The organism is Acinetobacter sp. NIPH 1852 (genome assembly GCF_022549455.1).
Taxonomy (GTDB): Bacteria; Pseudomonadota; Gammaproteobacteria; order Pseudomonadales; family Moraxellaceae; genus Acinetobacter.
This window is the reverse complement of the sequence record NZ_JAKZGG010000001.1, coordinates 174,742-192,361: the sequence shown is the minus strand read 5'-3', so window position 1 is coordinate 192,361 and position 17,620 is coordinate 174,742. Positions and strand designations below refer to the sequence as shown.

18 protein-coding genes and 1 pseudogene are annotated in these 17,620 nt (G+C 39.5%); 10 read left to right on the top strand and 9 right to left on the bottom strand.

The genetic code is table 11. The annotated features are described in order from the left end of the window. Window positions 1-253: 253 nt before the first annotated feature. The gene (locus MMO38_RS00980) at window positions 254-901 is read left to right on the top strand and encodes a hypothetical protein (protein ID WP_004669432.1); all 648 of its coding nucleotides are present in this window, start codon (window positions 254-256) and stop codon (window positions 899-901) included. A gap of 213 nt (window positions 902-1,114) precedes the next feature. Beyond that, on the top strand, window positions 1,115-2,830 hold the full coding sequence (locus MMO38_RS00975; RefSeq protein WP_241322144.1) for a proline--tRNA ligase: 1,716 nt from the start codon (window positions 1,115-1,117) through the stop codon (window positions 2,828-2,830). A gap of 59 nt (window positions 2,831-2,889) precedes the next feature. Here MMO38_RS00975 and MMO38_RS00970 read toward each other — a convergent pair whose 3' ends face one another. From MMO38_RS00970 to MMO38_RS00960, 3 genes are all read right to left on the bottom strand, one after another. Next, on the bottom strand, window positions 2,890-3,225 hold the full coding sequence (locus MMO38_RS00970) for a YegP family protein (RefSeq protein ID WP_241322142.1): 336 nt from the start codon (window positions 3,223-3,225) through the stop codon (window positions 2,890-2,892). Between the two features lie 163 nt (window positions 3,226-3,388). After that, complete coding sequence (locus tag MMO38_RS00965) at window positions 3,389-3,733, bottom strand: zinc ribbon domain-containing protein YjdM (protein ID WP_004669437.1); 345 nt, start codon at window positions 3,731-3,733, stop codon at window positions 3,389-3,391. 58 nt (window positions 3,734-3,791) lie between these two features. Beyond that, entirely contained in the window at window positions 3,792-4,238 is a 447-nt protein-coding gene (locus MMO38_RS00960; protein WP_241322141.1) for an SRPBCC family protein, read from the bottom strand. A 187-nt stretch (window positions 4,239-4,425) separates the two neighbouring features. On the opposite strand from MMO38_RS00960, the gene MMO38_RS00955 reads away from it, so the two are divergent. From MMO38_RS00955 to MMO38_RS00940, 4 genes are all read left to right on the top strand, one after another. Next, entirely contained in the window at window positions 4,426-5,148 is a 723-nt protein-coding gene (locus tag MMO38_RS00955) for a folate-binding Fe/S cluster repair protein (protein WP_241322140.1), read from the top strand. 91 nt (window positions 5,149-5,239) lie between these two features. Then, window positions 5,240-5,473, top strand: coding sequence for a hypothetical protein (locus MMO38_RS00950; RefSeq protein WP_241322139.1), 234 nt, complete (start codon window positions 5,240-5,242; stop codon window positions 5,471-5,473). A gap of 2 nt (window positions 5,474-5,475) precedes the next feature. Then, a complete protein-coding gene (locus tag MMO38_RS00945) occupies window positions 5,476-5,796 on the top strand; it encodes a protein tyrosine phosphatase (RefSeq protein ID WP_241322272.1) in 321 nt (106 codons plus the stop codon). 248 nt (window positions 5,797-6,044) lie between these two features. Beyond that, entirely contained in the window at window positions 6,045-6,848 is an 804-nt protein-coding gene (locus tag MMO38_RS00940; RefSeq protein ID WP_241322138.1) for a sel1 repeat family protein, read from the top strand. 67 nt (window positions 6,849-6,915) lie between these two features. Here the strand turns inward: MMO38_RS00940 and MMO38_RS00935 are convergent, their stop codons facing one another. After that, a complete protein-coding gene (locus MMO38_RS00935; RefSeq protein ID WP_241322136.1) occupies window positions 6,916-9,048 on the bottom strand; it encodes a TonB-dependent receptor in 2,133 nt (710 codons plus the stop codon). A gap of 207 nt (window positions 9,049-9,255) precedes the next feature. Here MMO38_RS00935 and mutM point away from each other — a divergent pair, with 207 nt between their 5' ends. Continuing rightward, on the top strand, window positions 9,256-10,077 hold the full coding sequence (mutM, locus tag MMO38_RS00930; RefSeq protein ID WP_241322135.1) for a bifunctional DNA-formamidopyrimidine glycosylase/DNA-(apurinic or apyrimidinic site) lyase: 822 nt from the start codon (window positions 9,256-9,258) through the stop codon (window positions 10,075-10,077). Window positions 10,078-10,100: 23 nt separating this feature from the next. After that, window positions 10,101-10,379, top strand: coding sequence for a peptidylprolyl isomerase (locus MMO38_RS00925; protein ID WP_004669452.1), 279 nt, complete (start codon window positions 10,101-10,103; stop codon window positions 10,377-10,379). A 204-nt stretch (window positions 10,380-10,583) separates the two neighbouring features. On the opposite strand, the gene MMO38_RS00920 is transcribed toward MMO38_RS00925, so the two are convergent. After that, the gene (locus tag MMO38_RS00920; protein ID WP_241322133.1) at window positions 10,584-12,023 is read right to left on the bottom strand and encodes a S8 family serine peptidase; all 1,440 of its coding nucleotides are present in this window, start codon (window positions 12,021-12,023) and stop codon (window positions 10,584-10,586) included. 44 nt (window positions 12,024-12,067) lie between these two features. Further along, on the bottom strand, window positions 12,068-12,370 hold the full coding sequence (locus tag MMO38_RS00915) for a hypothetical protein (protein ID WP_228127766.1): 303 nt from the start codon (window positions 12,368-12,370) through the stop codon (window positions 12,068-12,070). 317 nt (window positions 12,371-12,687) lie between these two features. On the opposite strand from MMO38_RS00915, the pseudogene MMO38_RS00910 reads away from it, so the two are divergent. Beyond that, window positions 12,688-12,977 (top strand): annotated as a pseudogene (locus MMO38_RS00910) (peptidylprolyl isomerase). 45 nt (window positions 12,978-13,022) lie between these two features. On the opposite strand, the gene MMO38_RS00905 reads toward MMO38_RS00910, so the two are convergent. From MMO38_RS00905 to typA, 3 genes are all read right to left on the bottom strand, one after another. Further along, window positions 13,023-13,355, bottom strand: coding sequence for a gamma-glutamylcyclotransferase family protein (locus MMO38_RS00905; protein WP_241322132.1), 333 nt, complete (start codon window positions 13,353-13,355; stop codon window positions 13,023-13,025). 160 nt (window positions 13,356-13,515) lie between these two features. After that, window positions 13,516-13,950 carry a large conductance mechanosensitive channel protein MscL gene (gene mscL / locus MMO38_RS00900; protein WP_004640655.1) on the bottom strand — a complete coding sequence of 145 codons (435 nt, stop codon included), beginning with the start codon at window positions 13,948-13,950 and terminating at the stop codon, window positions 13,516-13,518. Between the two features lie 244 nt (window positions 13,951-14,194). Then, the gene (typA, locus tag MMO38_RS00895; RefSeq protein ID WP_005195392.1) at window positions 14,195-16,030 is read right to left on the bottom strand and encodes a translational GTPase TypA; all 1,836 of its coding nucleotides are present in this window, start codon (window positions 16,028-16,030) and stop codon (window positions 14,195-14,197) included. A gap of 177 nt (window positions 16,031-16,207) precedes the next feature. Between typA and MMO38_RS00890 the strand changes: the two genes are divergently transcribed. Further along, window positions 16,208-17,566, top strand: a complete 1,359-nt coding sequence (locus MMO38_RS00890; RefSeq protein WP_005195391.1) for a uracil-xanthine permease family protein — start codon at window positions 16,208-16,210, stop codon at window positions 17,564-17,566. Window positions 17,567-17,620 lie beyond the last annotated feature (54 nt).

Here is a 17,620-nt window from a genome sequence, read left to right as displayed (position 1 = left end):
ATACACACTATATGGTTGGTTTAATTTATTTTATACAGTTTGATATTTTTAACATATCTTTACTTGCATTATCAATGAAGTTTTTTGAACCGATCTATCAGTTTTTCCAAACAACCGCTATTAGCTCACACTTTTAATTAAATTCATATTTTTTTTGCATGCTGACTATTTTTAATTGTATAAATAACCACTAATATACAATTGATTATTATTTAAAAATAAGTGATTTAGTTGACTTTTTACGGGAGATGTAATGACTGATTCGTTAAAGTGCGGTTTCCGCGTTAGACACTTTAAAACGATTGCACGCATTTACATTTGCTCATTTTTTTTATTGTTATCTCCTTACGCTTCATCTTTCGCAGCAGCCGATCAAGCAAAGGCGGTCTGGTACCGCTATTATGATAAAAATGGGATTGCCAACGTCAGTACCTCTGTGTCTCCTGACCATATCCGTTACGGTTATGAAGCGCTTGATCGAAATATGCAAGTCATTAAACGGAATCGACCTTTCAACGCTCTAGCAGATGCGCAACAATCTTCACAACGAGAATCGCTTGCACGTCAACGTGAACAAGATTTGCGCTTGAAACGCGCTTATGGCAGTGTTCAGATTGCAACCGTAAAAAGGGATCAAATTTTAGCAAATCTAAAAAAACAACTCAGCTATCAACAGGAACAATTACAACAATTACAAACGGATAAAATCAGATTTAAACGCCAAGAAATGGAATATCATCGCAAAGGACAAGCGATTCCAGCACAACTCAAAAGCAATCTTACAAACAATACCCAAAATATTGATAACGTCAAAAGAACGGTTGAAAGTCTACGCAACGCTTATCAAAAAACCGAAACTGAATATACAGACATCATTCAGCGCCTAAAAAAACTTGAATAAAATCAACGTGAAAAATTATTTAAGCAGTACTATATCTCGATAAAACTGTAGACTGACTTTTATATTTCTTCAATATTTAAGCCTTCTACAATAGGTTATACTGCGCCAAATTGAATGATTCATGTCATAATGCCAAACGGCTGAAAAGTGGGTGTATTATTTCATCCATTCTTACTTGGCTTTTTTATAACACTTAACTTTAGGACAGTTTCCATGCGCGCAAGCCGCTTTTTATTTGCAACGTTAAGAGAAACCCCAAATGATGCTGAAGTCATTTCACACCAGCTCATGTTACGTGCGGGGATGATTCGTAAATTAGCTTCTGGTTTATACTCTTGGTTGCCCATGGGAACGCGTGTACTAAAGAAAGTCGATGCGATTGTTCGTGAAGAAATGAACCGTTCAGGCGCATTAGAGGTTTATATGCCTGTGACGCAACCTGCCGCACTTTGGGAAGAATCAGGTCGCTTTGAACAATACGGCCCAGAATTATTGCGTTTCAAAGATCGTCATAACAATGATTTTGTTTTAGGCCCTACGCATGAAGAAGTCATCACCGACTTAGCGCGGAATGAATTAAAAAGTTATAAGCAACTACCATTGAATTTTTATCAAATTCAAACCAAATTTCGTGATGAAATTCGTCCACGTTTCGGTGTGATGCGTTCACGTGAATTCATCATGAAAGATGCGTATTCTTTCCATGCGAATCAAGCATCTTTGCAAGAAACGTATGACGTGATGTATGACACTTATAGTCGCATCTTCACTCGTCTTGGTTTGGACTTCCGTCCAGTACAAGCGGATACTGGTTCGATTGGTGGCTCAGCCTCTCATGAGTTCCATGTACTTGCAGCCAGTGGTGAAGACGATATTGCATTCTCAACTGAGTCAGACTATGCAGCTAACGTAGAAATGGCTGAAGCTGTTTTAGTTGGTGAACGCGCACCTGCTACGCAAGCTTTTGCATTAGTCGATACACCAGATCAAAAAACCATTGCAGATGTTTGTGCATTCTTAAACGCTGATGCGAAACAATCGGTAAAAGCATTGCTGGTACAAGGGATTGCAGATGAGAAAGGCAATACACCTGTAGTTGCCCTGTTCTTACGTGGCGATCACGAACTAAATGATATTAAAGCTGAAAAGCATCCACTTATTGCTGCACCTTTGACATTTGCAACTGACGAGCAACTACAGCAACACGGTTTAACCGCAGGTTTCTGTGGACCTCAAGGCTTAGTTGAAAAAGGTTTAACGGTGATTGTGGATCGTGCTGCATCTATACTGGCTGACTTTGTTGCTGGTGCAAATGAAGTGGATAAACATGCCACTGGCGTGAACTGGGATCGTGACGCGAAATTCACTGAAGTATTTGACCTTCGTAATGTCGTAGAGGGTGATCCATCTCCAGATGGTAAAGGCACACTGCAAATCAAACGCGGTATTGAAGTCGGTCATATCTTCCAACTCGGTACAAAATATTCAGAAGCTTTAGGCTGTAAAGTGCTTGGTGAAGATGGCAAACCATTTACCGTCACCATGGGTTGTTATGGCATAGGGGTTACACGTGTGATTGCTGCTGCCATTGAGCAGAATTACGATGACAAAGGCATCATTTGGCCTCAAGCGATTGCACCTTTTGACATCGCAATCGTTCCAATGAATGCACATAAATCACCGCGCACCGTAGAAGCTGCTGAAGCACTTTATACAGAGCTACAAGCACAAGGTTATGATGTACTGCTTGATGATCGTAATGAACGCCCAGGGGTTAAATTCTCTGACCTTGAGTTGATGGGTATCCCTCATCGTATCGTGATTGGTGAAAAAGGCTTAGATGCAGGTATCTTCGAGTACAAAGGCCGTCGTGATGCAGAAGCAAGTAATCTGAGTAAAGATGATTTATTGGCTAAACTGACACGCTAATATTAGTCCATAGAAATCAAAGAAGCCGTTTCATTGAAACGGCTTCTTTATTGGGAAATTTAAACCGTTAAGTCTTTAAGTTTTTCTGATGGACCATTATTTTTGACTGAATCGATGCCTTTATCACGAGATTGCTCACTGGCATAAAGCTGACTGGTTCCAATCACCTGATGATTTGCAGCCTTTAAATTAAAATAAGCTTTATCATTTTTTGACATTAATCGCTCATAATGAACATCATCTGGGCTATTCTTTTGCACCGATGCAATCCCATTCAATGCCGATGCCTTGGTCTTGTATAATTCACTATTTAAAATGACTTCACCATTTCCCGCTTTCAAGACAAAACGATATTGCCCATCGCTTGCCCGACTCACCTCAAACCATCCAGCCATAAACAACCTCTATTATTGGAATTCATATTGTTTTATTTCTTCCATAATATAAATCAGTCACAACGGTTTAAATAGATTGTTTTTTGTTCAATTTTGGTAGCTTAAAATTCACTTTTGACATAAAAAAGGAGCATTTGCATGCTCCTAGATAAGATGGTTGGAATTAAACCTTTTTAACAAACTCAGATTTAAGCTTCATTGCACCAACACCATCAATTTTACAATCAATATTATGGCCATCACTCGCATCAGCGACCAGACGAATTGATTTAACCTTTGTACCGACTTTAACAACTGATGAAGAACCTTTGATTTTTAAATCTTTAATGACCGTAACACTATCACCATCTACTAAGACATTACCGTTGGCATCTTTAATAATTTCTTGTGCTTCTGAAGCTAGACTATCACCTTCTTTCCATTCATGTGAACATTCAGGACAAATAAGGAGTTCGCCATCTTGGTAAGTATATTCTGATTGGCATTGTGGGCAATTTGGAAAAGACATAAAAAATCTCAAAAGTCTTATTATGAGCGATAGAGACCATTTTTCAAAATTAAACCGCTTATTGATCTGGGATTTCAGCTTGAATCAACAAACCCAACAAATGAAGTGACTCTTGCCACCCCAAATAACAAGCTTCAACAGGGATCACATCTGGTAGTCCCTCTTGGGTAATATTCAGCTCTGTACCCACAAGCACAGGCTTGAGTTGGATGGTCATTTGGATCTCACCTGTCAGATGAGGGTCATCGAACTGATCCGTATAGCGAAGCAATTCATTTTGAACAATTTCGATATACTTTCCACTAAATGAGTGCATGCTCCCTGTAGAAAAATTAGTAAACGACATCTTATAAGTACCGCCAACTTGTGGATCTAAATGATGCACTTTAGCGGTAAATCCATGAGGTGCCATCCATTTGACCAACGCATCTGGATCTAAGAAGGCTTTAAAAACACGTTCAGGGGGCGCATTAAATACGCGATGTAATCGTACTGTACCTGGCATTGTTATTCTCCCTTGAGACTATTCTTTTATATATGGATTGAGCATCACAATTTAATCATCATTGCGATCTTTCCAATCTCTTTATTTCAACATGAATATCAACAATCAAAAGCTGCTTTTTTGTGAAAAATGGCGCAAAATAATAGTCCATATTTTAGTGACCAAAACGCAGCTTTAGGATCGATCTATGAGTCAGCTTGCTTTTACTGCTTTTAGCTTAAATGGTATAGATGCACAAAAATTTTTACAGGGTCAGGTAACTGTTCACACTGAACGTTTGCCAGAAAATGAAAATCGATACACTGCTATTTGTGATTTAAAAGGGCGTATTCATTTTGGTTTATGGATTAAAAAATTAAATCCAGAAAGTTTTGAACTAGTCACCACCCAAGATCAAGCAGAAGAGTTTTCCAAACATATCAAAAAGTTTGGTGCTTTTTCAAAAATGAAATTAGAAGAAATTGGTCAAGTTTTTCCAAATATTGTTGGACATCAAACTGAGTTCTCTCAGACAGAAACCGATGTAAAGACTTGGCAATTACAGGCCATTCAGTCTGGACAAGCTTGGATTACTCAGACAACAGAACATGTGTTTCAACCACAAGAATTACGCCTACATCAACGTGACGGTGTACATTTTGATAAGGGTTGCTACTTGGGGCAGGAAATCGTGGCGCGCCTTTGGTTTAAAGCAAAACCTAAACACTGGTTACATTTAATTCAAGGAAAAGGTGAAGCTCCCTCTCCTGCGGCTCAAATCACTAAAGATATAGAAGTGGTCAATAGTGTCGCCATTGAAGATGGCTATATCGCACTTGTGGTAGCAAAACCAACTGCTCTAGAAGAGCTTGATTTGACAGTGTTGGACTTGCCAGAAGCGCTAAGTGGTGATGTGGCGAGACCGAGCTAATCTGTTGTTAAAAACTAGCCTGTAAGTTAAAATTCAAAACTCATGTGTTATCGCGGCTGCTGAACCCGATTAATTCATGAGTTTTTTAATAATGGATGATTTACTGCAACAACGCACGAGAGCTTGGAGACGCAAGAAAAAGTTTCATTTCAGAGGTCGAGACTGTCGGCATACTTCTCTTTTGTGGAAACCCCAGAAAAAATGGAAGTACTTGTGTACCCGTCAAGATAAACTCGCTCGCTCAAAAAAATTTGGAATCGAATATCCTCGAGTTTCTAAAATAAAGAACTTAATTGAAGCTCGTTTTAATTATTGGACACTATAACTCTGAACGTTTTATTCATCTGTAGTCGTAATCAATGGCGTAGTCCAACTGCTGAACGCATCTTTGCACAAGGGTATGGTCTCCATACCCGATCAGCTGGTACCAGCCGCCACGCTAAACATACAATTTCGCTCAAAGATATACTTTGGGCTGATCAAATCTTTGTGATGGAAATACGACATAAGCAACAAATTAAAGAGAAATTCTCTAAACAGCTCATGAATAAGAAAGTGTTTGTTTTAGATATCCCTGATAATTATCAATATATGGATTCTGATCTAATTGAATTGCTACAACTCACGATGCAACGTTATATAGAATAACGTTAGCGTTTATTTCCTCATTCACTTTCTCTCCATAAATCCTCCACAACAACCCTACAAAAGATAATCATAACCAGTTGTTTTAATGAGTCTTTATTTAAAAACAATCAAAAATTAAAGGTATTATTCGGGCATGATATATACAAAATCATCATTTACATTTTTTACCAAACTTTTATGATGTGCACATCAACGAAATATTCTGCTGTACAACGGATTAAAGCAGATCGATGCGAAGGGAAAGAAAAATGAAAAAGTTGCTTATAGCCAGTTTAATGATTGTTGCAAGCCACGCCACACTAGCAGCAGACAGCAAAGCTTCAGCCAAAACAGATGTTTTTGCAAAAGCAACCCAACTCTATGAAGCAAAAAACTACCCTGGCGCATTTGCAGAAATGCAACGTCTCGCAGAGTCAGGCAATGCTCAAGCCATCTACAATCTTGGCTACATGACCCAAAATGGACAAGGAACGACTAAAGATGAAAAAAGAGCTTTGCAATATTACCAAGATGCTTCAAATAAAGGCTACGGCAAAGCTAGTTTTACCTTAGCGCAACTTTATCGTCATGGTGGATTGGGTATTACACCGAATACGCCAAAATTCAAAGAGTATTTAGATAGAGCATCAAAACAAGGTTCTGACGAAGCAATCGTGGAAATCGCAACACTATTATTTGCCCAAGGCAAACCAGAAATAGACCAAATTGCGATTCGCCAACTCAGACCATTGATTCAAAAAAACTACTATCCTGCTATGCACATTAGGGCTTTATATGATTTAGCGCAAAGTGATAAAAACAAGAATCCTGCGATGCGTCAACAAGCAATCAAAATGATTCAATCCCTTGCCGAAAAAGGCTATGCACCATCATTAATGGCACTAGGTAATATGCTGGCGAATGGCGATATTCTTCAACAAAACTTACCAGAGGCGAAAAAGATTTTTACAGAACTGGCGAGACAAGACATCCCTCAAGCCAAAGAGTCTTTGGCAAAAGTAGAACAGATTATAAAAGCCAAAGAACAACAAGCCAAAGCTTCAAAACCGTAGTATTTTATTTTACCCGTAACCACCAAATATCGACTTTTCTAGCAGATATTTGGTGGTGGTCAACAGATTAAAACTGTTTAGTGACTTTAATCCCAGCACCCCAATTGCGCCCATCCGCAGGTTCATAGAAGCGTCCATTGCCATCATTTACAATCACTGAACCGACGTAATTTTTATCCAACATATTATCGACTCGCGCATACGCATTGACGTTCCAATCATTCAATGTCCAGAGATAGCCTGTGTAGGCTGAAACAGTGGTATAACTTGGCGCTGCTTCAGTGTTGGTATCATTCACATAGATTTTGTCATTATACTGCGCATCTAGCCCACCATAAAAACCAGTGTTTGGTTTCCATGCCACCGCTGCATAAGCACGTTGCTTCGCAATACCAGGAATCAGATTTCCTGAGGCAATTTCTGCTACAGAGCCAACAGCAGGAACCGTTGAATCAAAAGTTGCATCTAAATAACCATAACTGGCATTAGCCACCAAATCACGCCAAAGTGCTTTGTTCCATGTCAACTCAATCCCTTCACGCAAGGTCTTATCAGCGTTACGAAAGGTCGTGCGTCCATTGCTTGCGCCTGCGGAGACAATGTCGTCTTTGGTCTTAGTTTGAAAAACAGCCAAAGTAAAATCACCGAGTTGATTTTGTGATTTTAAGCCAAGTTCATAGGTATCACTGCTCGATGCATCAAGATCAAAATTAAACCCACCAGATCCGTCTGGGCGATAAGCCATTTCAGTGAAAGTCGGCGTTTCAAAGCCTTTGGCATAACTGACATAAGCCAAAAGTTCGGGAACAACTTGCCAGCTCAAAGCAATGGACGGAAGAAACTTAGAATAATTATGTTTGCCACTATCATCACCATTTACACCTGCAATGTAATGGTCTTTAGATTTGTAATGTACATTACTATAACGAAGCCCCGTATCTACTCGCCATGACGGTAAAAACTGCCATGATGCTTGTAAATAAGGATCGATATTCCATAAGCTATTGTCTTCGTTACGACGTAAATTACCTTTCACGCCATAACTTGGTTGATTACTCATTAAGACAAAATTTTCATAGCCTTTACGCTGTTCATCCATGCTATCAAGTGCCACACCAAGACTAATGCTCGTATTTGGGAGCAACTCTTTTCCAGTCCAACGGAAATCAGCACCATAATAATTACGATCGAAATCAATCACTCCACCAGCATGACGTGGATTGGCCTGAGCTGTAGCGGGTATAGATTGATATTGTGTTACCTGACGATTGCCCCAATACCCCATCATATATAACTCATGCTGATCGTTAATTGGCTTCGACCATGTCACCCCGGTTTGGGTTTGTTCAATATTTTTACGTACATCAAATTGCTTAAGAAATGGAACTTGTTGCTTAGGATTTTCATCCCATAGTTCACGCGTTAAACCTTGAGGGTCATTTGCATTGATTTTGACGTAATTGGTAATCCAATTAATCTTCGAACCATCTTCAATATCCCATGTCAATTTGGCATTGTTGAGCACCTTACGTGCATCACTATGTTCACGATAGCCATCGGTATCAAAATACGATGAGCTAATCACGTAACTTGGTTCATTGGCATGTTCTGAACCGCCTTGGAGAACTAAACCTGCACGATTTTTATTGTGACTCCCCCCCGTATAGCTCATTTCAATTGAATCTTTACCTCGCCCCTCTTTGGTCGTTGTCAAGATCGTCCCACCAGAGGAGTTTCCATAAAGGGAGGAAAATGGTCCCGTCAAAACTTCAAGGTGATCTAAACTACTCAAATCAATATTTGAGGTTTGTCCCTGTCCATCAGGCATCGTTGCAGGAATACCATCGACATAAAGACGAATTCCTCGCACGCCAAAAGTAGAACGTGCACCAAATCCACGCATTGATAGCTGTAAATCTTGCGCATAGTTCTCACGGTTATTTAGCTGTAAGCTTGGAATTCCTTTCACAAGTTCAGTTAGATTAACCTGTGCAGACTGTATTTGCTCAGGTGCATCAACGCGAAATACCGAAGCGGGTGTCTGTAGATAGCTTGTATCTGTACGCGTCGCTTCAACTTTAATCGTTGGGAGTTGCAAAGGCTGCTGAGTATCAGGCTCGGCTGCCCATAGTAAGGAACTGTTTAGCCCCATACTCATTGCGACACAACCGTATAACAGGTTAATTTTCCAGAAAGGCATGAAGATTCCTTATTTCTCAAAAAATTGAAACGATGATTTTTAAAAGTAAGCTGCTATTTATTTTATAATTATCTGAAAACATTAATTTTAGCTAAATCAGTCAAAGTTGTTACTGATCTATATTGGCAAATAAAATTAAATATCGACATAATTGTAAGTTAAACATTTACCCTCATTGTATTGTTGTTGAAACAATTTGAACTTATTATGCCCGAACTTCCTGAAGTTGAAACCACCAAAACCAGCCTGTTACCTTTATTGGAACAGCGCGTCCAAGCCGTGAAAGTCTGGAATGCCAGTTTACGTTGGGCGGTACCTGATGATATTGATAAGCTGGTTGGCCAACGCCTAATACACCTTTCACGTCGTTCTAAGTATATTTTAGCTGAGTTTGAACATGATCAAATGCTTTGGCATCTGGGTATGTCTGGAAGTTTTCGGCTGTGCCAGCCCAGTGATGAACTGAGGAAACACGATCATCTGGTGATTGATTTTGAAGATTATCAGCTCCGCTATCATGACCCACGGCGCTTCGGCTGTATACTTTGGCTTGATCAAAATCATCAAACTAAGCTAATTGATACACTTGGCCCCGAGCCGTTAAGTGATGATTTTAATTCGTCATATCTTTTAGAAAAACTAAGTAAAAAAAATGTCGGCATTAAAATTGCTTTAATGGATAATCATATCGTGGTCGGTGTAGGCAATATTTATGCGACTGAAAGCCTATTTAATATCGGCGTTCATCCAGCACAACCTGCGTCAACCTTAACCAAAGTTCAAGTGGAAAAGTTGGTAATTGAAGTCAAACGAATCTTGCAACAAGCCATTGATTTAGGTGGTTCGACTTTACGTGACTATAGCAATGCAATGGGTGAAAATGGTTATTTTCAACAAACCCTTTTGGCATATGGTCGAGCTGGCGAGATGTGTGTTAACTGTGAGACGACCTTAGAGAACCTAAAACTGGGACAGCGTGCAAGTGTTTTTTGCCCACAATGCCAACCATTGAAACTGAAAAAAGCATAGTTTTTTTTAAAGGAGAACAGCGCATGAAAACTGCTATTGTTCGACATATCTTAGTCAAAGATAAAGACATGGCTGAACAATTGAAAAAACGTATCCATTCTGGTGCTGATTTTTCAAAAATTGCGAAGCAATATTCAACCTGTAATTCAGCAAAACGTGGTGGCGAGTTAGGCGAAGTCAAAAAAGGACAGCTTGTTCCTGTTATAGATAAACTGGTTTTCAGTGCTGCTGAACGCGTCTTACATGGTCCGATTAAAAGTCAGTTTGGTTTCCACTTGATCGAAATCAAATTTAGAATGTGAGTCAATAACCAAACCTAAAAACACACAGGCTTGTATACTACTTTAATCTCGGCTAGCCGAAAGAACAATTGCAGTAGTATCGCCATAAGCAATCGATTCAAAGCAAGTTTAAAGAACGTGTAAAAGTTGGCACCAGAATCTATAAAAAATGGCAACTTATAAAATATCAGTTGCCACTCATTCAACTATTTAACTTCGTTCAATTTATACATACTGGCAGATTGTAAAGAAGAAATAGTTAGTACACACCTGCTTTGGTGCTGGTGCTGGTGCTGGTGTTGGTGTTGGTGTTGGTGTTGGTGTTGGTGTTGGTGTTGGTGTTGAAGATGTTAAACCATCAACTGCTGCACTCAAGTTCAGACGTGGAAAACGTTGATTCGTACGATGATCGGTCACCAATGTTCCTGTATTCTTCAAACGGTTTACAATGTCATCTAAGCTAGCATTTGGTAAGGCATTATTGGCAAGCAACACAGCAACTGCGCCCGCAACATGTGGAGCTGCCATGGATGTACCACTTTGGGTATACCCCCCTGCCGTAATCGGTGCTCCTGGTGCTAATAAGGTTAAGTTTGATGCACTATTACTGAAGCAAGTCACTTTATCCATATAGGTCGATTGATCTGAGCAATTTTGATAACCCCGTCCTCCAACATTTGCATCATAAACAGCGCCAACACTGACTGCACCAGCTGTACATGCTGGATATGAGATACCATTGGTATAAGCATCATTACCAGAAGCAACCACAGGGATTACGCCCACATTACGTAATTTTTGGAATGAATTAGTCAACGATGAAGAAGTACAAGTTGATGAATATCTTGTTGAATTACCCAAACTCAAGTTAGCCGACTTGATATTGAGAGTTTCCGCTTGATTCGTCACCCAGTTTAAAGCCGAAATAATGTCGCTATCATAGGCACTTGCGCCACGAAATACATCAAGAGCAACGATTTTAGCCTCAGATGCAACACCAGCAACAATTGAAGATACATTTGAACCATGACCATTGTCATCCAATGAGTTATCTTCTGGTGCAAAATCAAGTGCATAGCTGACTCGACAACTAGCTGGCGTGCCAGGTGCAGTACAACTTCCTAGATCGGGATGTCTATAATTTGCACCTGTATCTAAAACTGCAACTGTTGTACCCGCACCTGTAAAGCCTTTACTTTTGGCTACAGGTTGACCAATTTGGTTTAAACTCTGTGACAATGTGGCTTTGGATACACGGTTCGGATAGACCGCTTTGACATTTGGATTATTTAATAAATTCACCAACGCATTACGATTTTGTATACGATAAAAACTAATAGGTAAGGCATTGTAATCACGCAACAACTGAACACCCGAGTTTTGTTGTGCAAATTGATTAGATATCATTTGTTTTTGTTGTTGGAAATACTTCCTTAACTGTGCCGCAGTCAAATTTTGGTCGGCATCGTTATAATATTCAATAATCAGGTCATTCGATGCATTTTGTAATAATGCATTGATGTCAATTTTACCCTGTTGAATTTTTTGTTTAGCAGCATTACTCAATTGCGCATTTGCAGCCTGCGGTGAAATTTGCGCTTGTACATTACTAGCCCCAAAGGATAACCCCATGCATAGCGCTAACAGAATCTTTTTGTAAATCATGAACATTTTCCTTTTTTTTTGCTTGTTTTAACAAATTATGTTGATCAATTTGGTTCAATAATTTGGTTGCCTACATCGGTTTCTGGATCAATCGGTTGAATGCTCATATCACTTTTAGTATCAACCAATTCATTGTCACCCGAAGTACTAGTGGCAGCCTGTTCAACATTAGAAGCTAACTGAGTTGGATGACTTTCGAAGGCATTTTGATCGTTTGGAGCACTTTGCGATGTTGTATCTGTTGGATACATATTGACCGAAACTGACGTTTCGTTAGTTGGTTTAAAATAAACAACCAGTGCAATCACCAAACCAAACACAATGACAATACTTAAGATAACTTTCATCTTATTATTCATAGCTCTGTTCACTTCTATTTATTTGCTTGAATTAAATTGCGTTTACAATCCGTACACAATCAATAGTTAAAAATTAAACAGCGACTGCCATTTATTGTCTAGATATGGCATAAATTATTAATGTGAATGCCCTCACAAAAGATTTTCTTTCTTTGATTTAAATGCTCAAAGTTACAAAAAAATTTATTATTAAATTTGAAATGTTATAACGTAAAAAATAGCCCATTTTTCTTAGAAAAATTTTTATATTATGTAGATCAGCAAACTAGATGATTTTTCAAGTATATTGGCGCACTCTCAACCACATACAAACAACTATTATTCGACATATCTTAGTCAAAGATAAAGACATGGCTGAACAATTGAAAAAACGTATCCATTCTGGTGCTGATTTTCAAAAATTGCCAAACAATACTCGACCTGCAACTCTGCAAAGCGTGGCGGTGAGCTCCGCGAAGTCAAAAAAGGACAGCTTGTCCCTGTGATCGATAAACTCGTTTTTACTGCTGCGGAACGTATTTTACATTGATCCATCAAAAGCCAGTTTGGTTTCCACTTGATCGAAATCAAATTTCGTATAGATGGTTTAAAGTAATCAGAATTGGGCTTAAATTTAAGCGCCCAGAAACTGAAATGATTTTCAGTCTTGTGCTTTCATCACATAGGTCCATGCCAGTATTTTTTCACCCGAATTCAAATGTACTTCAGTCTGTACCCGTTGGTATTGCATTCCTTCAAAATCGTCCAGCATTTGCCAATTTTCTTGTAATTTTTCAGTGCTAAATAAGTAGCCTGCTACCAAAGTATCTTTTTGGTTTAATACAATTGCAGGTAAGCCTTTATCTGGTCCCCAATCTAAAATATGTACTGTGCCATGCACAAAGGCTTGCTGCCAGTCTCCCCCAATTCCACCGAGAATATGCGCATTTTCTCGATTTGGACATAAAGTACCGTAGACGAACAATCGATTCATTTTTGTCTCTTTCTCCCTCATATTTGCATAGCATCTTAGAATGAAGTTGGCTATTTTCCTAGATGCTTAAAGGACCATCAAATCTATATCGCCAGCTCTCCCCGAAACGAATAGCCATAAAAAACGGCATCTTAAGTGCCGTTTTTTGTTTAAAGCTAATTTAGCCCTGTTTTTTTAGCTCATCACGAATTTCACGTAACAATTGAACATCTTCTGGTGTTGGTGCTGGTTCTGCTGGTGCAGCTTCTTCTTGTTTGCGTAGACGGTTCATCACCTTCACTAATAAGAAAACCACCCATGCTAATAATAAGAAGTTAATAAGTACAGTAATAAAATTACCATACGCAAACACATTTAAACCGGCTTCTTGGGCTGCTGCAAGATTACTAATACTATTCGGGTTATCTCCCAATACGACAAACCAGTTGGTGTAGTCGACATCGCCACCCAATATCCATGAGATAATTGGCATCAAAAGATCTTTGACCATTGAATCAATGATTTTACCAAAAGCCCCACCGATGATCACACCAATGGCGAGATCCATTACATTGCCTTTTACAGCAAATTCTTTAAATTCTTGAATAATACTCATCTTAACTCTCCAGAGTTGAATTTTGTCGTGCCCTGTTTTTGCATTGTTTATTACACAGGCACAGCGACCAGCCATATAGTTGATAATTTAATATTTTTTCAAAAAAATGAAAGTTATTTCACACTTTAACAACATATTTTATTTTAATAAAAAGATGAATTTAAGCACGCTCGTTGTTTTATTTTTTGCAATAAAAAAACCGCTAAATAAATTTAGCGGTTTTTCACTTTTCTGTTAAGAAAAATTATTTACCACGGTTACGCTTACGTTCGCCTTCAGTAAGATAACGTTTACGAATACGAATAGATTTAGGTGTTACTTCAACTAATTCATCATCTTCAATGAATTCAAGTGCCTGTTCAAGCGTGAATTCAATTGCAGGAACTAACGTTAACGCTTCGTCTGTACCAGATGCACGTACGTTGGTTAACTGTTTCGCTTTAGTTGGGTTAACAGCCATGTCGTCAGAACGTGAGTTAATACCTACGATCATACCTTCATAGACTTCAAGCTGTGGCTTAGCGAATAAACGACCGCGGTCTTGCAATGTGAACAATGCATAGCCCAAGCATACGCCTTGAACCATAGAAACTAGAACACCGTTTTGACGTTGTGCGACAGTACCTTGTTTTGCAGGACCATAATGCGAGAAGCTTGACGTCATGATACCCGTACCAGAAGTCATGGTTAGGTATTCTGAACGGAAACCAATCAAACCGCGTGAAGGAACAGTTGCCTCAATACGCATACGACCTTTGCCGTCAACTTCCATATTGGTCATTTCGCCTTTACGGAAACCCATTTGTTCCATAACGAAACCTTGATGCTGTTCTTCAACGTCAAAAGTCACGTTTTCGAATGGCTCGTGTTTCACACCATCGATTTCTTTCATGATCACTTGTGGACGTGATACGCCCATCTCAAAGCCTTCACGACGCATGTTTTCGATCAATACAGAAAGATGAAGCTCACCACGACCAGACACTTTAAAACGGTCTGGACTATCAGTATCTTCTACACGAAGTGCAACGTTATGAATCAATTCACGATCAAGACGCTCACGAATGTTACGTGATGTTACAAACTTACCTTCTTTACCAGCAAACGGTGAATTGTTTACTTGGAATGTCATCGAAACAGTCGGCTCATCGACAGACAATGGCGGTAAAGCTTCAACAGCTTTCGGATCACAAATAGTGTCAGAAATGTTAAGTGCGTCGATACCAGTTACGCAAACGATGTCACCAGCGTTTGCTTCGGTAATATCAACACGTTCTAAACCATGGTAACCCATAATTTTTAAGATACGACCATTACGCGTCTTACCTTCTTTATCGATTACAGTTACTTGTGTGTTCAATTTAACTGAACCACGTTGAATACGACCAACACCGATTACACCAACAAAACTGTTATAGTCAAGTGAAGAAATCTGCATTTGGAATGGACCATCAACATCTACTGCTGGTGGCTCAACGATATCTACAACGGTTTGGAACAATGGCGTCATATCGTCAGCAAGTTCTTCAGGTGAAGGACCAGCAACACCACGAAGACCTGATGCATAAACGATTGGGAAGTCTAACTGTTCGTCAGAACCACCAAGGTTATCAAATAAATCAAATACTTGATCGATAACCCAGTCACAACGTGCGCTTGGCTTGTCAACTTTGTTGATAATCACGATTGGCTTCAAACCACGCGCAAAGGCTTTTTGTGTCACAAAACGAGTTTGTGGCATTGGACCTTCTTGTGCATCAACCAAAAGTAATACGCAATCGACCATCGACAAGACACGTTCTACTTCACCACCGAAATCGGCGTGTCCCGGGGTGTCAACGATGTTGATGCGATACTCAGTGTTTGTGCGTGCATCTAACCATTTGATTGCAGTATTTTTTGCAAGAATGGTAATACCACGTTCAGACTCAAGCGCGTTAGAATCCATAACACGTTCAATCTCGCCTGCGCGATCACCAAGAGCACCTGATTGTTGTAAAAGTTTGTCTACAAGAGTCGTTTTACCATGATCGACGTGCGCAATAATGGCAATGTTACGGAGAGTTTTAATATCTGACATGTATAATTCAATACGCTTTAAATTTGAGGGCAAATTATACAGAAAAATATTACGCTTTAGTAGTGACAGTTTATTGACAGACAACTTTTTTTCTGACGAATTGCAATCGAATCGTTGGTAAAATAGTCCAACTCTATTAGAATATTCCACTAATGCTTATCGCTTTTTTATGCTCCCATGTCGAAACCCCTACCTCAGCAACAGCTCGATCTTGTTTACGGGCTGAATGATCGCCCGAAACCTTTTGTTGCATTTTTAGCCGCTTTGCAACATCTTTTAGCCATTTTAGTCCCGATTATTACCCCCGGATTACTGATTTGTCTCGCACTTGGTGTCTCCCGTGAAGACACCAATATGATTTTATCGATGTCTCTCATCATTTCAGGCATTGCTACTTTTTTACAGTGTAAAAAAGTAGGGCCTTTCGGTGCGGGATTATTAATTGTTCAGGGGACAAGTTTTAATTTTATTGGCCCAATCATTGGTATTGGTAGTGCAATGGTGGCTGCTGGCACGCCTGTTGAACAAGTGATGGCTGCCATTTTCGGGGTTGTGATTGCAGGTTCATTTATCGAAATGGGTGTTTCACGCATTTTACCTTGGGTCAAAAAACTGATTACGCCTTTGGTTACGGGTATCGTGGTTCTGCTGATTGGTTTGACCTTGATTAAAGAAGGTTTGATTAGCATGGGTGGTGGTTATACCGCGATGCAGAATCAAACATTCGCCAATGCTGATAATTTAATCATGTCATGTACCGTACTTGGCATCATTATTTTGCTGAATCGTATTCGTATTATTTGGGTGAAAAGTTCAGCAATTTTGATCGCTTTGGTGATCGGTTATATTCTTGCAGGATTTATGGGGCATTTAGATTTTTCTGTTTTAAATGATGCACCGCTTGTGCAAGTTCCTACCCCGATGCATTTTGGTTTAAGCTTTTCTTGGAGCTTATTTATTCCAATGGCATTTATTTATTTAGTCACTTCACTTGAAGCGATTGGTGATGTCACTGCAACCAGTAAAATTTCAAATCAACCTGTTGATGGTCCGATTTGGATGCAACGAATTAAAGGTGGCGTACTGGTCAATGGTGCAAATTCATTTTTAGCAGGTATCTTCAATACCTTCCCAAGTTCAGTCTTTGCCCAAAATAACGGGGTGATTCAGCTCACAGGTGTAGCCAGTCGCTATGTCGGTCTTTGGATTGCTGCACTACTGGTTATTTTAGGTCTATTCCCTGCCGTTTCGGCTGTGATCCAAGCAGTCCCTCAAGCCGTTTTAGGCGGCGCGGTAATGGTTATGTTCGGTGCTGTTGCAGCTTCTGGCATCAATATCCTGTCAGGTATTCATTTGGATCGTCGTGCCTTGTTAATCATTTCAATTTCTCTAGCTTTAGGTCTAGGGGTTGCACAAGTTCCACAGATTCTTGAACACCTACCCGAATTATTTAAAAATATTTTTAGCTCTGGTGTCGCAACAGGCGGTATTGCCGCTTTGATTTTAAATATAGTTTTACCTGAAACGCATAAATAATCATCCAACCTCGACACTTACCCAGTTTCACGACTGGGTTTTGTTTTGATGAGA

Excerpts from the sequence above, each read along its gene's own strand:
- MMO38_RS00980 (WP_004669432.1), top strand. The coding sequence starts at position 254 with ATGACTGATTCGTTAAAGTGCGGTTTCCGCGTTAGACACTTTAAAACG.
- MMO38_RS00975 (WP_241322144.1), top strand. The coding sequence starts at position 1,115 with ATGCGCGCAAGCCGCTTTTTATTTGCAACGTTAAGAGAAACCCCAAAT.
- MMO38_RS00970 (WP_241322142.1), bottom strand. The coding sequence starts at position 3,225 with ATGGCTGGATGGTTTGAGGTGAGTCGGGCAAGCGATGGGCAATATCGT.
- MMO38_RS00965 (WP_004669437.1), bottom strand. The coding sequence starts at position 3,733 with ATGTCTTTTCCAAATTGCCCACAATGCCAATCAGAATATACTTACCAA.
- MMO38_RS00960 (WP_241322141.1), bottom strand. The coding sequence starts at position 4,238 with ATGCCAGGTACAGTACGATTACATCGCGTATTTAATGCGCCCCCTGAA.
- MMO38_RS00955 (WP_241322140.1), top strand. The coding sequence starts at position 4,426 with ATGAGTCAGCTTGCTTTTACTGCTTTTAGCTTAAATGGTATAGATGCA.
- MMO38_RS00950 (WP_241322139.1), top strand. The coding sequence starts at position 5,240 with ATGGATGATTTACTGCAACAACGCACGAGAGCTTGGAGACGCAAGAAA.
- MMO38_RS00940 (WP_241322138.1), top strand. The coding sequence starts at position 6,045 with ATGAAAAAGTTGCTTATAGCCAGTTTAATGATTGTTGCAAGCCACGCC.
- MMO38_RS00935 (WP_241322136.1), bottom strand. The coding sequence starts at position 9,048 with ATGCCTTTCTGGAAAATTAACCTGTTATACGGTTGTGTCGCAATGAGT.
- mutM (WP_241322135.1), top strand. The coding sequence starts at position 9,256 with ATGCCCGAACTTCCTGAAGTTGAAACCACCAAAACCAGCCTGTTACCT.
- MMO38_RS00925 (WP_004669452.1), top strand. The coding sequence starts at position 10,101 with ATGAAAACTGCTATTGTTCGACATATCTTAGTCAAAGATAAAGACATG.
- MMO38_RS00920 (WP_241322133.1), bottom strand. The coding sequence starts at position 12,023 with ATGATTTACAAAAAGATTCTGTTAGCGCTATGCATGGGGTTATCCTTT.
- MMO38_RS00915 (WP_228127766.1), bottom strand. The coding sequence starts at position 12,370 with ATGAAAGTTATCTTAAGTATTGTCATTGTGTTTGGTTTGGTGATTGCA.
- MMO38_RS00905 (WP_241322132.1), bottom strand. The coding sequence starts at position 13,355 with ATGAATCGATTGTTCGTCTACGGTACTTTATGTCCAAATCGAGAAAAT.
- mscL (WP_004640655.1), bottom strand. The coding sequence starts at position 13,950 with ATGAGTATTATTCAAGAATTTAAAGAATTTGCTGTAAAAGGCAATGTA.
- typA (WP_005195392.1), bottom strand. The coding sequence starts at position 16,030 with ATGTCAGATATTAAAACTCTCCGTAACATTGCCATTATTGCGCACGTC.
- MMO38_RS00890 (WP_005195391.1), top strand. The coding sequence starts at position 16,208 with ATGTCGAAACCCCTACCTCAGCAACAGCTCGATCTTGTTTACGGGCTG.